This window comes from Massilia horti (assembly GCF_004614195.1).
In the GTDB taxonomy this organism is placed as follows: domain Bacteria; phylum Pseudomonadota; class Gammaproteobacteria; order Burkholderiales; family Burkholderiaceae_D; genus Telluria; species Telluria horti.
Genome location: NZ_SPUM01000109.1, coordinates 115,826 through 131,247, shown reverse-complemented (window position 1 = coordinate 131,247; position 15,422 = coordinate 115,826). Strand labels below are relative to the sequence as shown.

The following is a 15,422-nucleotide window of genomic DNA, read 5'->3' as shown; positions in this document are numbered from 1 at the left end:
TCATTGGTTGTTGAATGGGCGAGATGGCACCCCTGGCCGCGTCGAGCGCGTGCGCCAGGGGGCGCCTGCCCAATAACAGGCTCGCGCCGCTTATTTTCCCGCTTATTTGCCCGCCAGCTGAGCTTGAGTGTAGAAACCGTCCTTGACCAGCACGTCGACGTTCGACTTGTTCAGCAGGATAGGCTTGAGCAGCAGGCTGTCTACCTTCTTGAAGCCGTTGTCGAGCTGCGAGTTGTAGGTCGGCTTTTCGCCGCGCACCAGCTGCACCGCCAGCTTGGCGGCGCTGGACGCGATCTGCTTGAGCGGCTTGTAGACGGTCATAGTCTGGGTGCCGGCGATCACGCGGCGCACGGCCGCCAGGTCGGCGTCCTGGCCGGAGACCACCACTTTGCCCGCCAGCTTCTGCGCTGCCAGCGCCTGCACCGCACCGCCGGCGGTGCCGTCATTGGATGCCACCACGGCGTCGATCTTGTTGCCGTTGGCGGTCAATGCGTTCTCGACGATGGACATCGCCTCGGACGCGCTCCAGTCCTTGACCCACTGCTTGCCGACGACCTTGATATCGCCCTTGTCGATCAGCGGCTGCAGCACCGCCAGCTGGCCCTCGCGCAGGATCTTGGCGTTGTTGTCGGTCGGCGCGCCGCCCAGCAGGTAGTAGTTGCCCTTCGGCCGGGCCTGGACCAGCGACTGCGCCTGCATCTCGCCCACCGCCTTGTTATCGAAGGAGATGTAGGCGTCGATGTCGGCGCCCAGGATCAGGCGGTCGTACGACACGACCTTGATCTTGGCCTTCTTGGCTTCGCGGATCGCGTTGTTCAGCACCGTGGCGTTGTAAGGGACGATCACCAGCACGTCGACGCCGCGCGAGATCAGGTTCTCGATCTGGGCGATCTGGCGCTGCTCGCTGGCGTCGGCCGACTGCACGTAGACCTTGGCGCCGAGCTGCTCGGCGGCCTGAGTGAAGTAGTCGCGGTCACGGGTCCAGCGCTCGACCCGCAGGTCGTCGATCGAAAAGCCGATCTTCGGATGCTGGGCATCCGCCTGCGCCATCCCGGCGGAAAACAGCATCGCGCAGGCCAGGCCCACCACTTGGATCATCTTTTTCATGGCTACGTCTCCTTGTCTTATTTGTTTCGGCCCCGGACGAATTGGGCCGGACACCATTCTGCTTGAAAAAATGCCACTAAGGTTACTGAATACGGCCCTCAGTGATTATGGCGCGGCATGTCGTGTCCGACGCCGCGGTACGGCAGCGCCAGTTCAAGGCAGGCGCCGGTGTGCAGCTGGCCCACCGTGGCGCGGTAGATCTCCTGCCACGGGGTCTGGCTGGCTGGCACCTGTGGCGGCGCCTCGCGCCGGCGCGCTTCCAACTCGTCGTCCGGGACCTGCACGTCGCAGCGGCCCGCGTTCAGGTCGACCCGCACGATGTCGCCGGTGCGCAGCAGCGCCAGGTTGCCGCCGGCCGCGCTTTCAGGCGAGGCATTCAGGATCGACGGGCTGTCCGAAGTGCCGGACTGGCGGCCGTCGCCAAGCGTCGGCAGTGCGGCGATGCCCTTGCGGATCAATTCGTCGGGCGGCTGCATGTTGACCACCTCGGCCGAGCCGGGCCAGCCGAGCGGGCCTGCGCCGCGGATCACCAGCATGGTGCGCTCGTCGATGCCAAGCGAAGGATCGTTGATGCGGTGGTGGTAGTCGTCCGAACCGTCGAACACCACCACCCGGCATTCGAAGCGATTCTCCGAACCCGGGGTCGACAAGTAGCGTGCACGGAAGGCTTCCGAAATTACGCTGGTCTTCATGATCGCGAAGTCGAACAGGTTGCCCTTCAGTACCAGGAAGCCGGCGCGCTCCTTGAGCGGATCGGCAAACGGGCGGATCATCTCGCGGTCCGCGCTTGCGCGTCCTTCCAGGTTGCCCGCCATCGTGCGCCCGGTCACGGTTGGGCGCTGCGCGCGCAGCAGCCCTGCCTGCTCCAGCTCCCACATCACGGCCGGCACGCCGCCGGCGCGGTGGAAGCGCTCGCCCAGGTATTTACCGGCTGGCTGCATGTTCAGGAGCAGCGGCACGTCGTAGCCGTACTTCATCCAGTCCTCGGATGTAAGCTCGACGCCCGCGTGACGCGCCATGGCCATGATGTGCGGCTGGGCGTTGCTGGAGCCGCCGATCGCCGCATTGACCACGATCGCGTCCAGGAAGGCCTCGCGCGTGAGGATGCTTGATGGACGCAGGTCTTCGCGCGCCATTTCCACGATCCGGCGGCCAGTCTCGTAGGCCATCTGGCCGCGCTCGCGATACGGTGCCGGAATGGCCGAGCAGCCGGTCAGCGACATGCCCAGCGCCTCGGCGATCGCGTTCATGGTCGACGCGGTGCCCATCGTGTTGCAGTGGCCTGCCGAGGGCGCCGACGCCGTGGCGATCTGGATGAATTTTTCGTTGTCGATCTCGCCTGCTGCCAGGCGGCGGCGCGCCTTCCAGATCGCGGCGCCGGAGCCGACCAGTTCAGCTTCGAACCAGCCGTCGAGCATCGGACCGCCGGACAGCACGATCGCGGGCAGGTCGACGGTGGCTGCCGCCATCAGCTGCGACGGCGTGGTCTTGTCGCAGCCGGTGGTCAGCACCACCGCGTCGATCGGGTAGCCGTGCAAAATCTCGACCAGGCCCAGGTAGGCCAGATTGCGATCGAGCGCCGCGGTCGGGCGGCGGCAGTTCTCGAAAATCGGGTGCAGCGGGAACTCCATCGGAATGCCGCCGGCATCGCGGATGCCATCGCGCACGCGCTTGGCCAGCTCCAGGTGGATGCGGTTGCACGGCGAAATATCGCTGCCGCTCTGGGCGATGCCGATGATCGGCTTACCCGAACGCAGCTCCTCGGGCGTGATCCCGTAGTTCATGAAGCGCTCCAGGTACAGCGCCGTCATGTCGATGCGCTCCGGATTGTCGAACCAGTCCTGCGACCGGAAGCGCCGTTTGCCGTTGTTGTCTCTCATGGTTTTACTCCTGCAGCCGCAGCGCGTGCTGCGGCAATCCCGGCGTATCAGACCGGAACGTGAACAGAGCGCCAGCCAGCGGCTGCGCTGCCAGCTCTTCCTGCGACAGCCCCTTGCGCGCGGTCGTCACAAAGACGGTGCGCAGGTCATTGCCGCCGAAGGCCAGCTTGGTGATATTCGAACACGGGAATGCGATTGTCCCGGTCTTGGTGCCTTGTGCATCGAAGCGGTCGATGCGCCAGCCGCCGAAGGTGCAGACCCACAGGTTGCCATCAACGTCCACCGCCATCCCGTCCGGGTAGCCGCCGCCTTCGATGGTCACGAACACGCGCTTGTTGGACAGGCCACCATCTGGCGCCATGTCGAACGCGTAAATGACCTTGTCCAGCGTGTCGGTGTGGTACAGCGTGCGGCCGTCCGGGCTGATCGCCGGGCCGTTGGTGATCACGTAGCCGGTGCCCATCGCGTGCGCAGCGCCCGCGCCATCGAAGCGGTACAGCACGCCCGAAGGCATCGCCTCGGCGTTGTCCATTGAACCGAACCACAGGCGCCCCGCGGCATCCACGTGGCCGTCATTGAAGCGGTTGCCGGGCAGGTCGGACTCTACCTGGCGCAGCGGCACGAATTCGCCGCTCTCCTCGATAAAGCGATACAAACCGTCCTCGAGGCCGCAGACCAGGCCGCCGCCTTCGACCGGCACGATAAAGCTCACCTGTGACGGCGCGCTCCAGCTGCGGCGCACGCTGCCGTCAGGCGAACAGCGGTGAATCTGCTTGCCCTTGATGTCGACGAAATAGACGCAGTCGCGGGAAGCGTGCCACAGCACGCCCTCTCCCAAGGTGGCCTGCACCTCCCACACGCAGCGGGGCGCGGTGCTGTTCATGCCCCGTACCAGCCGTTATCGACGAAATACTCGCGGCCGGTGCAGTGGCGCGCGTTGTTCGAGGCCAGGAACAGCGCCAGTGCCGCCACGTCCTGCATCTCGACCCGCTTGGGCATGCACTGGCCGGCCAGGATGCGCGCCTCCTCTTCCGGGTTGTGCCACAACGCCTGCTGGCGTGGAGTGCGCACGGCGCCCGGCACCACGGTGTTGGCACGGATGCCGTAGCGGCCCAGGTCGCGCGCCATCCCGCGCGTCATGCCCTCGATGCCTGCCTTGGCCGTCATGTACAGGTCGAGCTGCGACGACGCCAGGTACCACGAGATCGAACCGAAGTTCAGGATCACACCATAGCCACGCTTTTTCATACCCGGGATCACCGCCTGCGAGCAGAAGAACTTGTGGCGCAGGTTGACCGCCATCCGGTTGTCCCAGTAGCTTGGTGTGACCTCTTCGATCTCGTGACGGTCGTCGTTGGCGGCATTGTTAAGCAGGATGTCGACGCCGCCCGCTTCCTGTTCGATCGCGGCGAAGCTCGCCTTGAGCGCGTCAAGGTCGGTCAAGTCGCATTTGATGAAGCGCGGGGCATGGCGCGCACGGCTCAGGGCCTGCGCGAGTTCGCGCGAGGCTTCCTCGGCGATGTCCAGAAAATAGACGCGAGCTCCCTGTCCGGCAAACGCGGTCACCAGTTCGGCGCCGATGCCGCTGCCGCCGCCGGTGATGACGACGCGCTTGCCGGCGAGGTCAGGATAGGTCGCATAGACCCAGGCTTGTTCTGTGTTGTCAGGCATGAAGTGTCTTTCGAATGATTGCGCCGGCTCAGCCGGCGCGACTGTCCGGCGGCGCGAGCAGGCCGCGTTGCGCCAGGTTGTGATACAGGGCGCGCACGCCGAAGGTCCAGGGCGCAATCTCGTCGCTGCGCTGGACGGTGTTGACCAGTGTGCCGAGCGATGGCGTCGAAATGCTGACGCGGTCGCCCGGATGATGGGTGAAGCCTGCACCGGCGGCGTCGCGGTCTTTGATCGGCGAGAACATGGTGCCGAGGAAGAGCATGAAGCCGTCCGGGTATTGGTGATGGGGGCCGCAAGTCTGCGCGACCAGGTCGAGCGGATCGCGGCTGATCTCGCGCATGCGGCTGGCACCGGCCAGTTCGAAGCCATCGTCCACGCCGTCGATCCGCATGCGCACCTCGAGCTGGCGCAGCGTGTCCATCGAAAAGCCGCCGTCGAACAGGCGGATGAACGGGCCGATCGCGCACGAGCCGTTGTTGTCCTTGGCCTTGCCCAGCAGGAGAGCGCTGCGGCCCTCGATGTCGCGCAGGTTGACGTCGTTGCCAAGCGTCGCGCCGACCACCTGGCCCTGGCTGTTCACGGCCAGAACGATCTCCGGCTCCGGGTTGTTCCAGTGCGAAGCCGGGTGCAGGCCAACGGCCGCGCCGTGGCCCACCGCCGACATCGGCTGCGACTTGGTAAACACCTCGGCGTCCGGGCCGATGCCCACTTCCATGTACTGCGACCACAGGCCCTGCTCGATCAGCTGGGCTTTCAGGCGCATCGCGCCATCCGAGCCGGGTCGAATGTCCGACAGGTTCGAGCCGATGCAGGCCTGGATCTGCTGGCGCAGCTCGGCGGCGCGCGCCGGAATACCCTTGGCCTGTTCCTCGATTACGCGCTCGAGCAAGCTGACCGCGAAGGTCACGCCGCAACCCTTGATCGCCTGCAGGTCGCACGGCGCCAAGAGGCGCAGGCCGTTCGGCCCAGCCTCGCCGCGCAGGGCAGCCTCGACCAGCTCCTGGGCCGAGCCGAGGTCTTCGCCGTCGGCGTCGCGCACCAGGCTTGTCAGATCGTGGCGTTCGAACAGGTCGGACACCGTCGCCGCATGAAGCGTGATGTCGACCAAGCGACCGCCGCGCACCGCGACCACGGTCGGACCCACACCAATGCGCCAGACGCGGCCGACCAGCAGCGCGTGCTCCAGGTCCTCGGGCAGCAAGGTGGCTTGATTAGTCATGATTCCTCTCGTTTGTTATGTCCGAGTTCTGAAGATCGGACTTGGTCAGCCACACGCACTGCATCTGCGCGATCTTTTCCTCGAGCGTCATGCGCGCGAGCAGGTCTTCGATGCGCGCGTTGACCGGTGCGCTGGCCAGCTTATAGACGGGCACGGCGCCATTATTGGCTTTGTTAGCTGCGACGGCTGCGGGAACGGCGGCGATGCCCGCCATGCCCGCCAACGGATGCGAGGAACTGTCTGCGTTTGATACCCATGACTGTTGTCTCCACTCTTGTTGTTGTTTGTCTGCCGTTCGCATGCAAACATTCCATTAACAGAAATGTTATCGCAACCATTCAAGTCTATGCGGGCATCTTCGACCTTGTCAATTGATATTCGATCTTCTGCTGAAGAAGCTCGAGTGGGGAGCGGGCGGCAGGTCGTAGGGTGAGCGTGTTTCCCGCCCACGCGTTCAAACAGAGGGGGGATCAACCGAACGCACAACCACTGTGCCAGCGTTTGCTGGACGCGTGGGCGGCACAGCCGCCCACCCTACGGGATGCGTTATGGGACGTCGGCGTTGTTATTGGGCCGTTCACGGGAATCAGCGGCGTAGGGTGCGCACCTGTGCGCACGCGGTCACGGCATGCCGACTTGCGGCTGCTGCTTCGTTACGCCGCGTTCGCGAACCGCGTGGGCACAGGTGCCCACCCTACGCCTCCGGCAACTGGCCGTGGTAATCAGCTCACGTAACGCTGCCTGTTCGGCGCGAGCGGCAGCCCTGACGGCGGACGGGTCCGCGGCGCCGCATCCGACTGCCGTCGCACCAACTCGAAGTCCATCGTCACCTGCTCCGGCGCCGCCGGCCCGCCTTCGCGCAGCGCGCGCACGCGCCGCACCACCGCCTGCACCGCTTCGCGCGCCATTTCGGCGATCGGCTGGCGCACCGTGGTCAGCTCGGGCCAGATCGTGGTCGCCAGCGCCGTGTCGTCGAAACCGGTGACCGTCAGGTCGCCCGGCACATCCAGGCCCAGGCGGTGCGCCACCGCCACCGCGGCCGCGGCCATGTCGTCGTTGCTGGCAAAGATCGCGGTCGGGCGGTCGGCCAGCGCAAGCAGGTGCTCGGCGGCGTCCAGCCCCGAACGGTAGGTGAACATGCCCTGCACCACCAGTTCTTCCGACGCGTCGGCGCCGGTTTCCGCGATCGCTGCGCGATAGCCGGCCAGGCGCCGCGCGCTGGCGGTCTGGTTCGGGTGGCCGACCACGAAGCCGATGCGCTGGTGGCCGAGCGCTATCAGGTGGCGCGCCATGCGGTAAGCCGCCTGGTAGTCGTCGATGCTGACCGAGCCCACGCGCTGGTCGGGCAGGCCGCAGGCGACCACCACGGCCGGGATGTCGGCCGCCGCGATGCAGTCGATCACAGCCTCGCTGTCGCACAGCGGCGGCGGCAGGATGATGCCGTCCAGTCCATTCTCGATCAGGCGCCGGGTCTGCTCTTCCTCTTTTTCGCCGGCCTCGCACTTTTCCACGAACAGCTGGACGTTGTTCAGGCCCGACTGGCCCAGCAGGCCAACCAGGAATTCGCTCAGGTAGGCCGCACTCGGATTACTGTACAAGAAACCGATGCGGATCGGCTTGGAACCGGCCAGGTTGCGCGCCTCCTGGTTGGGCGTGTAGTTCAGGGCGGCGATCGCCTCGGCCACCTTTTGCCGGGTACTTTCGCGCACCAGCCCCTTGCCGTTCATCACGCGCGAGACGGTCATCGCCGACACGCCCGCCAGCTTGGCAACATCGGCCATGGTTGGCTGGCCGCGGCGCTCGCCGTCGTCCCCGCCTGCATCCGTTTTGGTTTTACTCATTTCCGCGGCATCCTGCAACCTGTTGTTTGCGCTATCTTAACATAGCTAACAGTTCACCTTCGACTACCGTTTATAGCCGGAGAAATATAAGAAAGCATATCCTCAATTTAAAGGTTTGCGCAAACATTCCCGAGCAGACCAAGAATAACCAGGCGACCCAAGTGCACCGATCATTCGCGCGGCTTCTCGCCGCTTTCCTGCCAGGCATTTTGCTGACCACCGCCGCCCAGGCCTTCGATGAGGACGGCTACGACCTGTGGCTGCGTTAGCGCCCCCTCCCCGCACTACCTGGTGGAGCGCACTCGCTTGTCGAACGCCGACGTGACCGTCATCGCGGCCAACAGCGACATCGGCCTGCTGTACGGGAGCTTCGCCTACCTGCGCCACTTGCAGGTCAATGGCGGCGCCGGGGCCGGCACGCTGGCGCTGAAATCAAAGCCGCAACTGCCGCTGCGGGTACTGAACCACTGGGACAACCTGGACCCCGCCTGCCGGAATTGTTACGGTAGCGCTGCCATCGAAGCGCAGCGCCCGCATGCTGGACAGGTCGACGTCGGCGCGGCCGGGGGGCGGCCGCCAGCGCCAGGCTGGCCGCATCGATCACCAGCGGCTCGGTGCCGAAGGCATTGCTGATCCGCACGCGCACCGACCGCCCGCCGAGCGAAACGCGCACGATCTGGCGCAAGGTGGCGTCAACCCAATGTGCGGCGGGAAGCTCGTTCTGCTTGTCCGGCACCAGCTGCGCCGTGCCCCAGGACGCGACCTAGTGGCCGTTCCCGGCGCCAGTCGCGCAAGTGTCGACGTTGCCGGTGGCAGCGCAGGCGCTAAGCAGGATGCCGAGCAAGCCGGCAGCCATAATAGATTGACTCGACATCGGAATTCCTTCACACTGGTTAAATGATAGCGCAACCATTATAGGTAGAAAAAATGCTAACAGCAACGCCATCTATGCGATCGCCAGCGTTGTCTGATTAACACTTTTTCACCCTGGGAGAACCGTTCGATGAATCCAATTTCGCGGGCAGCCAGCCCGACCGTCACCCGGATGCAGGTAATTCCGGTGGCCGGTCATGACAGCATGCTGCTCAACCTGTGCGGCGCGCATGCGCCCTACTTCACTCGCATCCTGGTGCTGCTCGAAGATAGCGCCGGCCATGTCGGCATGGGCGAGGTGCCGGGGTCGAACGGCATCCTGCGCGCGCTGGAAAAGGCTGTGCCACTGGTCACCGGCACCGAGATCGCGCGCTACAACCGCACCCTGAACGCGCTGCGCGAGGCGATTGGCGGCGCCAGCCACCAGGTAACCTCGAGCTTTGAAGAGGCCGTGCTCAGGCAGCCGCACGAAATCAACCTGCGCCTCGAGAACGTGATCACCGCAGTCGAAGCCGCGCTGCTCGACCTGCTCGGCCAGCACCTGGGCGTGCCCGTGTGCGACCTGCTCGGCGCCGGCCAGCAGCGCACCCACGTGCCAATGCTCGCCTATCTCTTCTACATCGGCGAGCGCCGCCGCACCGACCTGCCCTACCTGACTAGTGACGGCCAGGACGGCTGGTACCGCATGCGCCACGAAGAAGCGCTCACGCCCGAGGCGATCGCGGAGCTGGCCGCGGCGAGCGTCGACAAATACGGCTTTCGCGACTTCAAGCTCAAGGGCGGCGTGATGCACCCGGAGGAGGAAGTGGCGGCGGTGGCCGCGATCAAGCGGCGCTTTCCGCAATCGCGCGCAACGATCGATCCGAACGGCGCCTGGTCGCTGTTCGATGCGATCCGCGCCTGCCGCGGCCAGGGCCATGTGCTGGCCTACGCCGAGGATCCGTGCGGGCCTGAAAACGGCTACTCGGGACGCGAGATCATGGCCGAATTCAAGCGCGCCACCGGCATCCGGACCGCGACCAACATGGTGGCCACCGACTGGCGCCAGATGTCGCATTCGCACCTGCTGGGCGCGATCGACATCCCGCTCGCCGATCCGCACTTCTGGACCATGCAAGGTTCGGTGCGGCTGGCGCAGCTATGCCACGACTGGGGCCTGACCTGGGGCTCGCATTCGAACAATCACTTCGACGTGTCGCTGGCGATGTTCACGCACGCCGCCGCGGCCGCGCCGGGCGCCATCACCGCGATCGACACCCACTGGATCTGGCAGGAAGGCCAAGAGCGCCTGACGCGCGAACCGCTCAAGATCGTCAATGGCCAGGTGGCGGTGCCGGACGCACCGGGTCTTGGCATCGAGCCCGACATGGAGCGCATCGCGCAGGCGCACGAGCTGTACAAGCGGGTGGCCGGCGGCGCGCGCGACGACGCGATGGCGATGCGCTACCTGGTGCCGGGGTGGACCTACGACCCCAAGCGGCCGAGCATGGTGCGTTAAGGTTCCTAACCGTCGTTTCCGCCACTGGCGAGAACGACTTCCCGCGCAGGCGCGGCCCCATGCAGAGGTCGCATTCTAGCGGCGTATGCAATCTCCGCTCCAACTCAGCATGGGGGGAATAGCGCCAGTGGCGCTGTGCCCGCCTTCGCGGGAACGACGAGATAAGCAGCGGGTGTTTGTTTTTGTCCAGTCAGGTCCCTGCGCCGCCGCCCTCGTCTCTGAGCTCCTTGCTCAGAAAGTAGTTGAGCCCAGTCCGGATCACCGCGATCGCGGCCAGTTTCCCGATCCGGTCCCAGGTCGGCGCCACTGAAGTGGACAGGATGTCGGCCGCCAGCTGCAATTCCAGCGCCAGCGTCAGGTAGCGCGCGAACGCCAGCCGGATCGGCGTAAAGCCGCTGCCGCGGTCCGTCAAAACGTGGCGTACCAGCCCGGCGATGACCACGACCACCCCGACTGCGATGACGAACGCGCCAAGCGTCTCGACCACCAGCCTGAGCCACTCGACTGCGCTCCTGACCTGTTCCTCGATCTGTCCAAACAAGGCAGCCTCCGCACGGACGGCCGCGGCGGAGAGCCCGGCCATGCCAGCATCTTAGACTGGCGCGGCGCAGCACGCATGCCGCGCCGAGCGGTGGCGCGCAAGCCAACCATGCCAATGTTATCATTTCCGCCGTTCATAGCTGGAGAGACCTGTTGCCAAGAATTACCCTGCGAGGAATCAGCCTGCGCGCGAGAATCGTGCTGCTGGTGCTCCTCATCGTCACGCCGGTCACCATCATCCTCAGCCTGCAAGCCGCCGCCCTGTACCAGGTACGGGTCAGCCATACCTATATGGAAGCGACCGATTCGGCCCTGCTGATCGCCGACCATCCGAAGGTGATCCTGCCGGAACCGAACGATTACATGGCGCACCTGGCGCGCCAGCTGGAGAACCTGCGGCCGAATGATTGCGCCGCAGTGAGGCAGCTGTTCGATCCGCTGCTCAAGACGCACCCCTATTTCAATTCGGTGGCGCTGACCATGCCGGACGGCACGATCATGTGCAACGACAACGGCGCGCGCGGCATTATCAACGTGGCGGACAGGGCGTATTTTCGCCAAGTGCGGCAAACGGGCAGCTTTACGATCAGCAACCTGCTGACCAGTCGTCTCTCGGACAAGCCATCGATCGTCTTCAGCCGTCCAGTGCGAGGAGACGGCAACCAGCTCAAGTATGTGCTGATCCTGGCCCTGGACGCGCGCTGGCTGGCCAACGCGCTGCAGCAAGCGGTCGCGCGCCTGCGTCTGCCGGCCGACACGGTGGCAGTCGTGGTGGACGACCAAGCCACCGTGGTCGCATCGGCGCCTGCTTCGTTCGCATATGCCGGTCAGCGGATGCAGGAATGGCGGGCGCTGCGCCCCCAACTGGCCAGCACCACGCCGCTGGCACACGAGGAAGTATGGCCCGACAGCGTGCGCCGGGCCACCGTCTACGTCCCGTTGTTCGTCTCGACCAACGGCGCAATCGGTGTGCGGGTCGGGGTGCCGGTGGATGCCGCGCTGGACGAGGTGGTCTGGGACACCGCGCTGCATACCGGCGCAATCGCCGTGGTCGTCATCATTGCGCTGTCGCTCGCATGGTTCGCCAGCGAACGCCTGGTCTCGAGCCCGATCCGGGCCGTGTGGCGCGCCGCGAACTCGCTGCGGCAAGGCGATTATTCGACGCGCGTCGGCCGGATCCAGGCGCGCGGCGAACTGGGCGAGCTGGCGAGCGCGTTCGACAGCATGGCCGGCCGGCTGGAGGAAGACCGCAAGCGCCTGCACTTCCTCGCAATGCATGACCCGCTCACCGGCCTGCCCAACCGCAATGCGCTGCGCGACGCATTGAACGAGGCGCTGTCGGCCGTCGGTGGCGCGCGGCGCCCGGCGATCATCCTGCTCGACCTGGACGGCTTCAAGGAAATCAACGACAGCCTCGGCCACCCGGTCGGCGACAGGGTCCTGACCCAGGTCGCGCAGCGGCTGGTCGACGCCGCCGCCGCGCGCACCGACGCCATGGCCGCGCGCCTGGGCGGCGATGAATTCGTGATCCTGGTGCGCCAGGCGTGCGGCGCCGAATCGGTGTCGCGCCTGGCCGTGGCGCTCAGGGAGCAGATCCTGCGTCCGATCGAGGTCGGCGAACACAAGTTCTTCCTGTCGGCCAGCGCCGGCATCGCGCTCTCGCCCGAACACGGGACGGATGTCGACGCGCTGCTGCAGAACGCCGACGTGGCGATGTACCAGGCCAAGCGCGACAAGCGCAGCGGCTACTGCGTGTTCAAGCCGGCACTGAACGAATCGGCGCCGGCACGGCTCAGGATGCAGAACCTGCTCAAGCAGGCGGTGGCGCGCAACGAACTGGTGCTGCACTACCAGCCCAAGTTCGATGCCCGCACCGGCCGCCTGACGGGCGCCGAAGCGCTGGTACGCTGGCGCAGCGCCGAACTGGGCCTCGTCTCGCCTGCCGACTTTATCCCGCTCGCCGAACAGACCGGCGCGATCGTCGACATCGGCGACTGGGTCCTGCGCAGCGCGTGCGACCAGCTGCGCGCCTGGGACGCGCAACTGCCGGACGAATTCCGGATCGCAGTCAACCTGTCGCCGCGCCAGTTCAACGGCCGCGACCTGGCTGCCGCCGTGTCGAGGCTGATCGCCGAACGCGGCGCCGGCGCCAACCGGCTGGAGCTGGAAATCACCGAGGGCGTGCTGATGCGCGACCCGACGGAAACCGTCCACGCCCTGCACCAGCTGCGCGCGCTGGGCGTGTCGGTCGTGGTCGACGACTTCGGCACCGGCTACTCCAGCCTGGCCTACCTCAAACACCTGCCGATCGACGGCCTGAAGATCGACAAAGCGTTCGTCGCGGGGCTGCCGGACGATACGCGCGACCGCAGGATCATCGGCGCGGTCATCTCGATCGCATCCGAGCTCGGGTTCCGGGTGACGGCCGAAGGCGTGGAAACGGCTGCCCAGGTCGACGCCTTGCGCGAGCTGGGATGCGACGAATTCCAAGGGTATTACTTCGGCCGCCCGGTCCCGGCCGCCGAGTTTACGCCCCTGCTGCCCCAGCTGGCCGATGTGCCTTGAGCGGTCCGGCATGGTGCGAATGCGCGTTCCCTCTTGGCCGATCGGAACGAAGCCGCTATAATGCTGCCTTCCGGGTCGTTAGCTCAGTTGGTAGAGCAGCGGACTTTTAATCCGTTGGTCGCTGGTTCGAGCCCAGCACGGCCTACCAGAATTTAGCAGTAGCAAATGAAGGCGTTACGAGTGATCGTGACGCCTTTTTTGTTTCCGCGGCACTGCGCGCCTCCACCTCTTGTGCCGTCGGCCCCATAGCGCGGCACCGGATTTGGCACCGCTTGGCACACCTATTGGCGCCGGTCACTCGACATCCTCAGCCACCGTTTGCGCTTCAATTGTCACTAACCTGCCCCCCCATCTTGCGCGTCGCGCGGGAAGTCGACCCATTGATCGCACGCACCAGCCGAATTGATAGCAGCCAACCTCCTACAGGGCAAGCCACGCAACAATGGCGCTTCGGAATCCAATCTATTTCTGGAGGCAATCGTCATGCAAGAGCGTATCCCACCTCGCGGCTGGATTGAACGGCGCAAGACAAATAACCGGCACGACGCCGACACGGCACTTCGCGTCTTGGGCGTTGCCCTTTGCGCCAACGGGAAGCCAATCAGCTCGACCACGCCTAGCATTGCTTGACGCTCGCTCTACCCCTACGGGTACTGACCAAACCGAACCGCCCGCAGACAGCGCGTGGCCGGCAAACCCAGCAAGTAGACCAACTATAGGAGAAGCACGATGGCAATCGACGCATATCTGCAGATCGAAGGCATCAAGGGTGAATCGATGGACGACAAGCACAAGAACTGGATTGAGATTTCCCACGTCACATGGAGCATCCACCAGCCGAGGGCGGCCTCACTATCAACTGCCGGAGGTCATACCAGCGGTAGGTCGGAGCTGTCCAATCTCACATTCAAGAAACTGGCCGACCTATCCTCTCCAATCCTCCAGCAGCACTGTGCGATGGGTAGGACGATCCCCAAGGCCAGGATCGAGTTTATGCGGGCTGATGGCGTTGGCAAGCCGGTCAACTACTATACGATCGAATTAGAGAACGTGATGATCTCCGGTGTAACGCCGAACAGTGGCGATGGCGGGATAATCACCGAGCAGGTTCACTTGGCCTACTCGAAAATGAAGTGGACGTATACCAAGCAAAGCATCAAGGGCGGTGCAGAAGGCAGCACCGCGGGCGGATGGGACTGTGCAGCAAACAAGTGCGTGTAAGGCGAGGTCGACATGGCCCGCAACGTTATATACCAAGGCGATCTTGAGGAGCTAAAGGAGAAGTGGGCAAATCAGTACATCGACAACGGACAGTGCGCCAGGCTCCCCCAAGTGCTCACAGATGTTGGTTACACGGGCCGATGGCTCCCGGGGCCGAGGGTAGTTGATCTCGCTTTCCTCCTTCCCGGCACCGTCATTGCCAACTTCAAGCTCGTCAACGGTTACTTAAAATACCCGAATGAACATAATTATCACGCTGGGCTCTTCCAACGATACGAGTACGGGAGAGTCATGTCGAACGGGGAGCCATGCCATTTTTCGATGATCGACCAATGGGTCAACAAGAGAGGAGGCGTCGGCGAGCGGGGACTTGCTGCCTATACCCCCGAGGAAGCGAAACGCAGGAGGAAGGCACCGTCCGACAATGCCAGCGAATTCTATGTGGTGGTGGTGCCATGAAAAACTTTTTATTTGTTTGCCTGACCCTCATCTCTACCGCTCAAGCGCAGGAGGTTGAGTGCCCGAAGTTCTATCCGTGGGAAGACACGGCTCTCGCAGAGGTCCCGTACAGGCACAACGGAAAGGGCATCGTCGCGAGGGAAGAGCTGTCAGGTGCAAGCGCGATGGGCTCTCCCTACAACTTTAAGCCCCGAATCGAGTTCCACGGCGGCCCCGAAAGCAAGGTGAAAGGGGGTACTGACATTGAGATGCCGCTCGATACCAGATGGTTCGTTTGCTATTACGGTAAGGGCACCAGCATTGCTTGGTGGGAGGAGTTAAAGCATGACCGCGACAGGGTCAAGACCTGCACGATGAAAATTCGGAATAAGGTGGGTCGCGACCCGATGGACATTAAGTTTGTCTGCAAGTGAGCGCCTGCAATACGACCGAACGGGTCAGGACGATTCTCCCTGGCTGTCCCAAAAGGATTTCAGTCCGGTTGACGCTCGGGGCTTTACAGCGGCAAGCCTGACTGGTGCCTGCATCCGCATAATCCCGATCCTCAT

General features: G+C 64.5%; 14 protein-coding genes and 1 tRNA gene. 7 read left to right on the top strand and 8 right to left on the bottom strand.

Going from position 1 to position 15,422, the window contains the following annotated elements:
• Nucleotides 1–102 precede the first annotated feature (102 nt).
• The 7 genes from xylF to E4O92_RS16775 all read right to left on the bottom strand — a co-directional run bounded on the left by xylF (nt 103) and on the right by E4O92_RS16775 (nt 7,718).
• A complete protein-coding gene (xylF, locus tag E4O92_RS16805) occupies nt 103–1,107 on the bottom strand; it encodes a D-xylose ABC transporter substrate-binding protein (RefSeq protein ID WP_135190829.1) in 1,005 nt (334 codons plus the stop codon).
• A gap of 98 nt (nt 1,108–1,205) precedes the next feature.
• A complete protein-coding gene (locus tag E4O92_RS16800; RefSeq protein WP_135190830.1) occupies nt 1,206–2,987 on the bottom strand; it encodes an IlvD/Edd family dehydratase in 1,782 nt (593 codons plus the stop codon).
• 4 nt (nt 2,988–2,991) lie between these two features.
• A complete protein-coding gene (locus tag E4O92_RS16795; protein WP_135190831.1) occupies nt 2,992–3,870 on the bottom strand; it encodes an SMP-30/gluconolactonase/LRE family protein in 879 nt (292 codons plus the stop codon).
• Nucleotides 3,867–4,658: a D-xylose 1-dehydrogenase gene (gene xylB / locus E4O92_RS16790; protein WP_135190832.1), complete on the bottom strand. Its 792-nt coding sequence runs from the start codon at nt 4,656–4,658 to the stop codon at nt 3,867–3,869. The genes E4O92_RS16795 and xylB overlap by 4 nt, the downstream gene beginning before the upstream one ends.
• Nucleotides 4,659–4,686: 28 nt before the next feature.
• A complete protein-coding gene (locus E4O92_RS16785; RefSeq protein WP_135190833.1) occupies nt 4,687–5,877 on the bottom strand; it encodes a fumarylacetoacetate hydrolase family protein in 1,191 nt (396 codons plus the stop codon).
• A complete protein-coding gene (locus E4O92_RS16780; RefSeq protein WP_135190834.1) occupies nt 5,870–6,178 on the bottom strand; it encodes a hypothetical protein in 309 nt (102 codons plus the stop codon). The genes E4O92_RS16785 and E4O92_RS16780 overlap by 8 nt, the downstream gene beginning before the upstream one ends.
• 421 nt (nt 6,179–6,599) lie before the next feature.
• Nucleotides 6,600–7,718 carry a LacI family DNA-binding transcriptional regulator gene (locus E4O92_RS16775; RefSeq protein ID WP_135190835.1) on the bottom strand — a complete coding sequence of 373 codons (1,119 nt, stop codon included), beginning with the start codon at nt 7,716–7,718 and terminating at the stop codon, nt 6,600–6,602.
• 291 nt (nt 7,719–8,009) lie between these two features.
• Here E4O92_RS16775 and E4O92_RS16770 point away from each other — a divergent pair, with 291 nt between their 5' ends.
• Both E4O92_RS16770 and E4O92_RS16765 read left to right on the top strand, forming a co-directional pair.
• A complete protein-coding gene (locus E4O92_RS16770) occupies nt 8,010–8,351 on the top strand; it encodes a hypothetical protein (protein WP_135190836.1) in 342 nt (113 codons plus the stop codon).
• A gap of 370 nt (nt 8,352–8,721) precedes the next feature.
• A complete protein-coding gene (locus tag E4O92_RS16765; protein ID WP_135190837.1) occupies nt 8,722–10,089 on the top strand; it encodes an enolase C-terminal domain-like protein in 1,368 nt (455 codons plus the stop codon).
• Nucleotides 10,090–10,279: 190 nt separating this feature from the next.
• Here E4O92_RS16765 and E4O92_RS16760 read toward each other — a convergent pair whose 3' ends face one another.
• Nucleotides 10,280–10,672: a DUF1622 domain-containing protein gene (locus tag E4O92_RS16760; protein WP_135190838.1), complete on the bottom strand. Its 393-nt coding sequence runs from the start codon at nt 10,670–10,672 to the stop codon at nt 10,280–10,282.
• Nucleotides 10,673–10,782: 110 nt separating this feature from the next.
• Here E4O92_RS16760 and E4O92_RS16755 point away from each other — a divergent pair, with 110 nt between their 5' ends.
• The 5 genes from E4O92_RS16755 (at nt 10,783) to E4O92_RS16735 (ending at nt 15,287) form a co-directional block, all read left to right on the top strand.
• Nucleotides 10,783–13,194, top strand: a complete 2,412-nt coding sequence (locus E4O92_RS16755) for a bifunctional diguanylate cyclase/phosphodiesterase (RefSeq protein ID WP_135190839.1) — start codon at nt 10,783–10,785, stop codon at nt 13,192–13,194.
• 72 nt (nt 13,195–13,266) lie between these two features.
• Nucleotides 13,267–13,342: transfer RNA gene (locus tag E4O92_RS16750), tRNA-Lys, on the top strand.
• Between the two features lie 581 nt (nt 13,343–13,923).
• A complete protein-coding gene (locus E4O92_RS16745; protein ID WP_135190840.1) occupies nt 13,924–14,415 on the top strand; it encodes an Hcp family type VI secretion system effector in 492 nt (163 codons plus the stop codon).
• 12 nt (nt 14,416–14,427) lie between these two features.
• On the top strand, nt 14,428–14,874 hold the full coding sequence (locus tag E4O92_RS16740; RefSeq protein WP_135190841.1) for a BPSL0067 family protein: 447 nt from the start codon (nt 14,428–14,430) through the stop codon (nt 14,872–14,874).
• Entirely contained in the window at nt 14,871–15,287 is a 417-nt protein-coding gene (locus tag E4O92_RS16735) for a hypothetical protein (RefSeq protein WP_135190842.1), read from the top strand. Before E4O92_RS16740 ends, E4O92_RS16735 begins: the two co-directional genes overlap by 4 nt.
• Nucleotides 15,288–15,422 lie beyond the last annotated feature (135 nt).

Coding starts and splice junctions, on each gene's coding strand:
- E4O92_RS16735 (WP_135190842.1), top strand. CDS start 14,871: ATGAAAAACTTTTTATTTGTTTGCCTGACCCTCATCTCTACCGCTCAA.
- E4O92_RS16760 (WP_135190838.1), bottom strand. CDS start 10,672: ATGGCCGGGCTCTCCGCCGCGGCCGTCCGTGCGGAGGCTGCCTTGTTT.
- xylF (WP_135190829.1), bottom strand. CDS start 1,107: ATGAAAAAGATGATCCAAGTGGTGGGCCTGGCCTGCGCGATGCTGTTT.
- E4O92_RS16780 (WP_135190834.1), bottom strand. CDS start 6,178: ATGCGAACGGCAGACAAACAACAACAAGAGTGGAGACAACAGTCATGG.
- E4O92_RS16785 (WP_135190833.1), bottom strand. CDS start 5,877: ATGACTAATCAAGCCACCTTGCTGCCCGAGGACCTGGAGCACGCGCTG.
- E4O92_RS16800 (WP_135190830.1), bottom strand. CDS start 2,987: ATGAGAGACAACAACGGCAAACGGCGCTTCCGGTCGCAGGACTGGTTC.
- E4O92_RS16795 (WP_135190831.1), bottom strand. CDS start 3,870: ATGAACAGCACCGCGCCCCGCTGCGTGTGGGAGGTGCAGGCCACCTTG.
- E4O92_RS16775 (WP_135190835.1), bottom strand. CDS start 7,718: ATGAGTAAAACCAAAACGGATGCAGGCGGGGACGACGGCGAGCGCCGC.
- E4O92_RS16745 (WP_135190840.1), top strand. CDS start 13,924: ATGGCAATCGACGCATATCTGCAGATCGAAGGCATCAAGGGTGAATCG.
- E4O92_RS16765 (WP_135190837.1), top strand. CDS start 8,722: ATGAATCCAATTTCGCGGGCAGCCAGCCCGACCGTCACCCGGATGCAG.
- E4O92_RS16740 (WP_135190841.1), top strand. CDS start 14,428: ATGGCCCGCAACGTTATATACCAAGGCGATCTTGAGGAGCTAAAGGAG.
- xylB (WP_135190832.1), bottom strand. CDS start 4,658: ATGCCTGACAACACAGAACAAGCCTGGGTCTATGCGACCTATCCTGAC.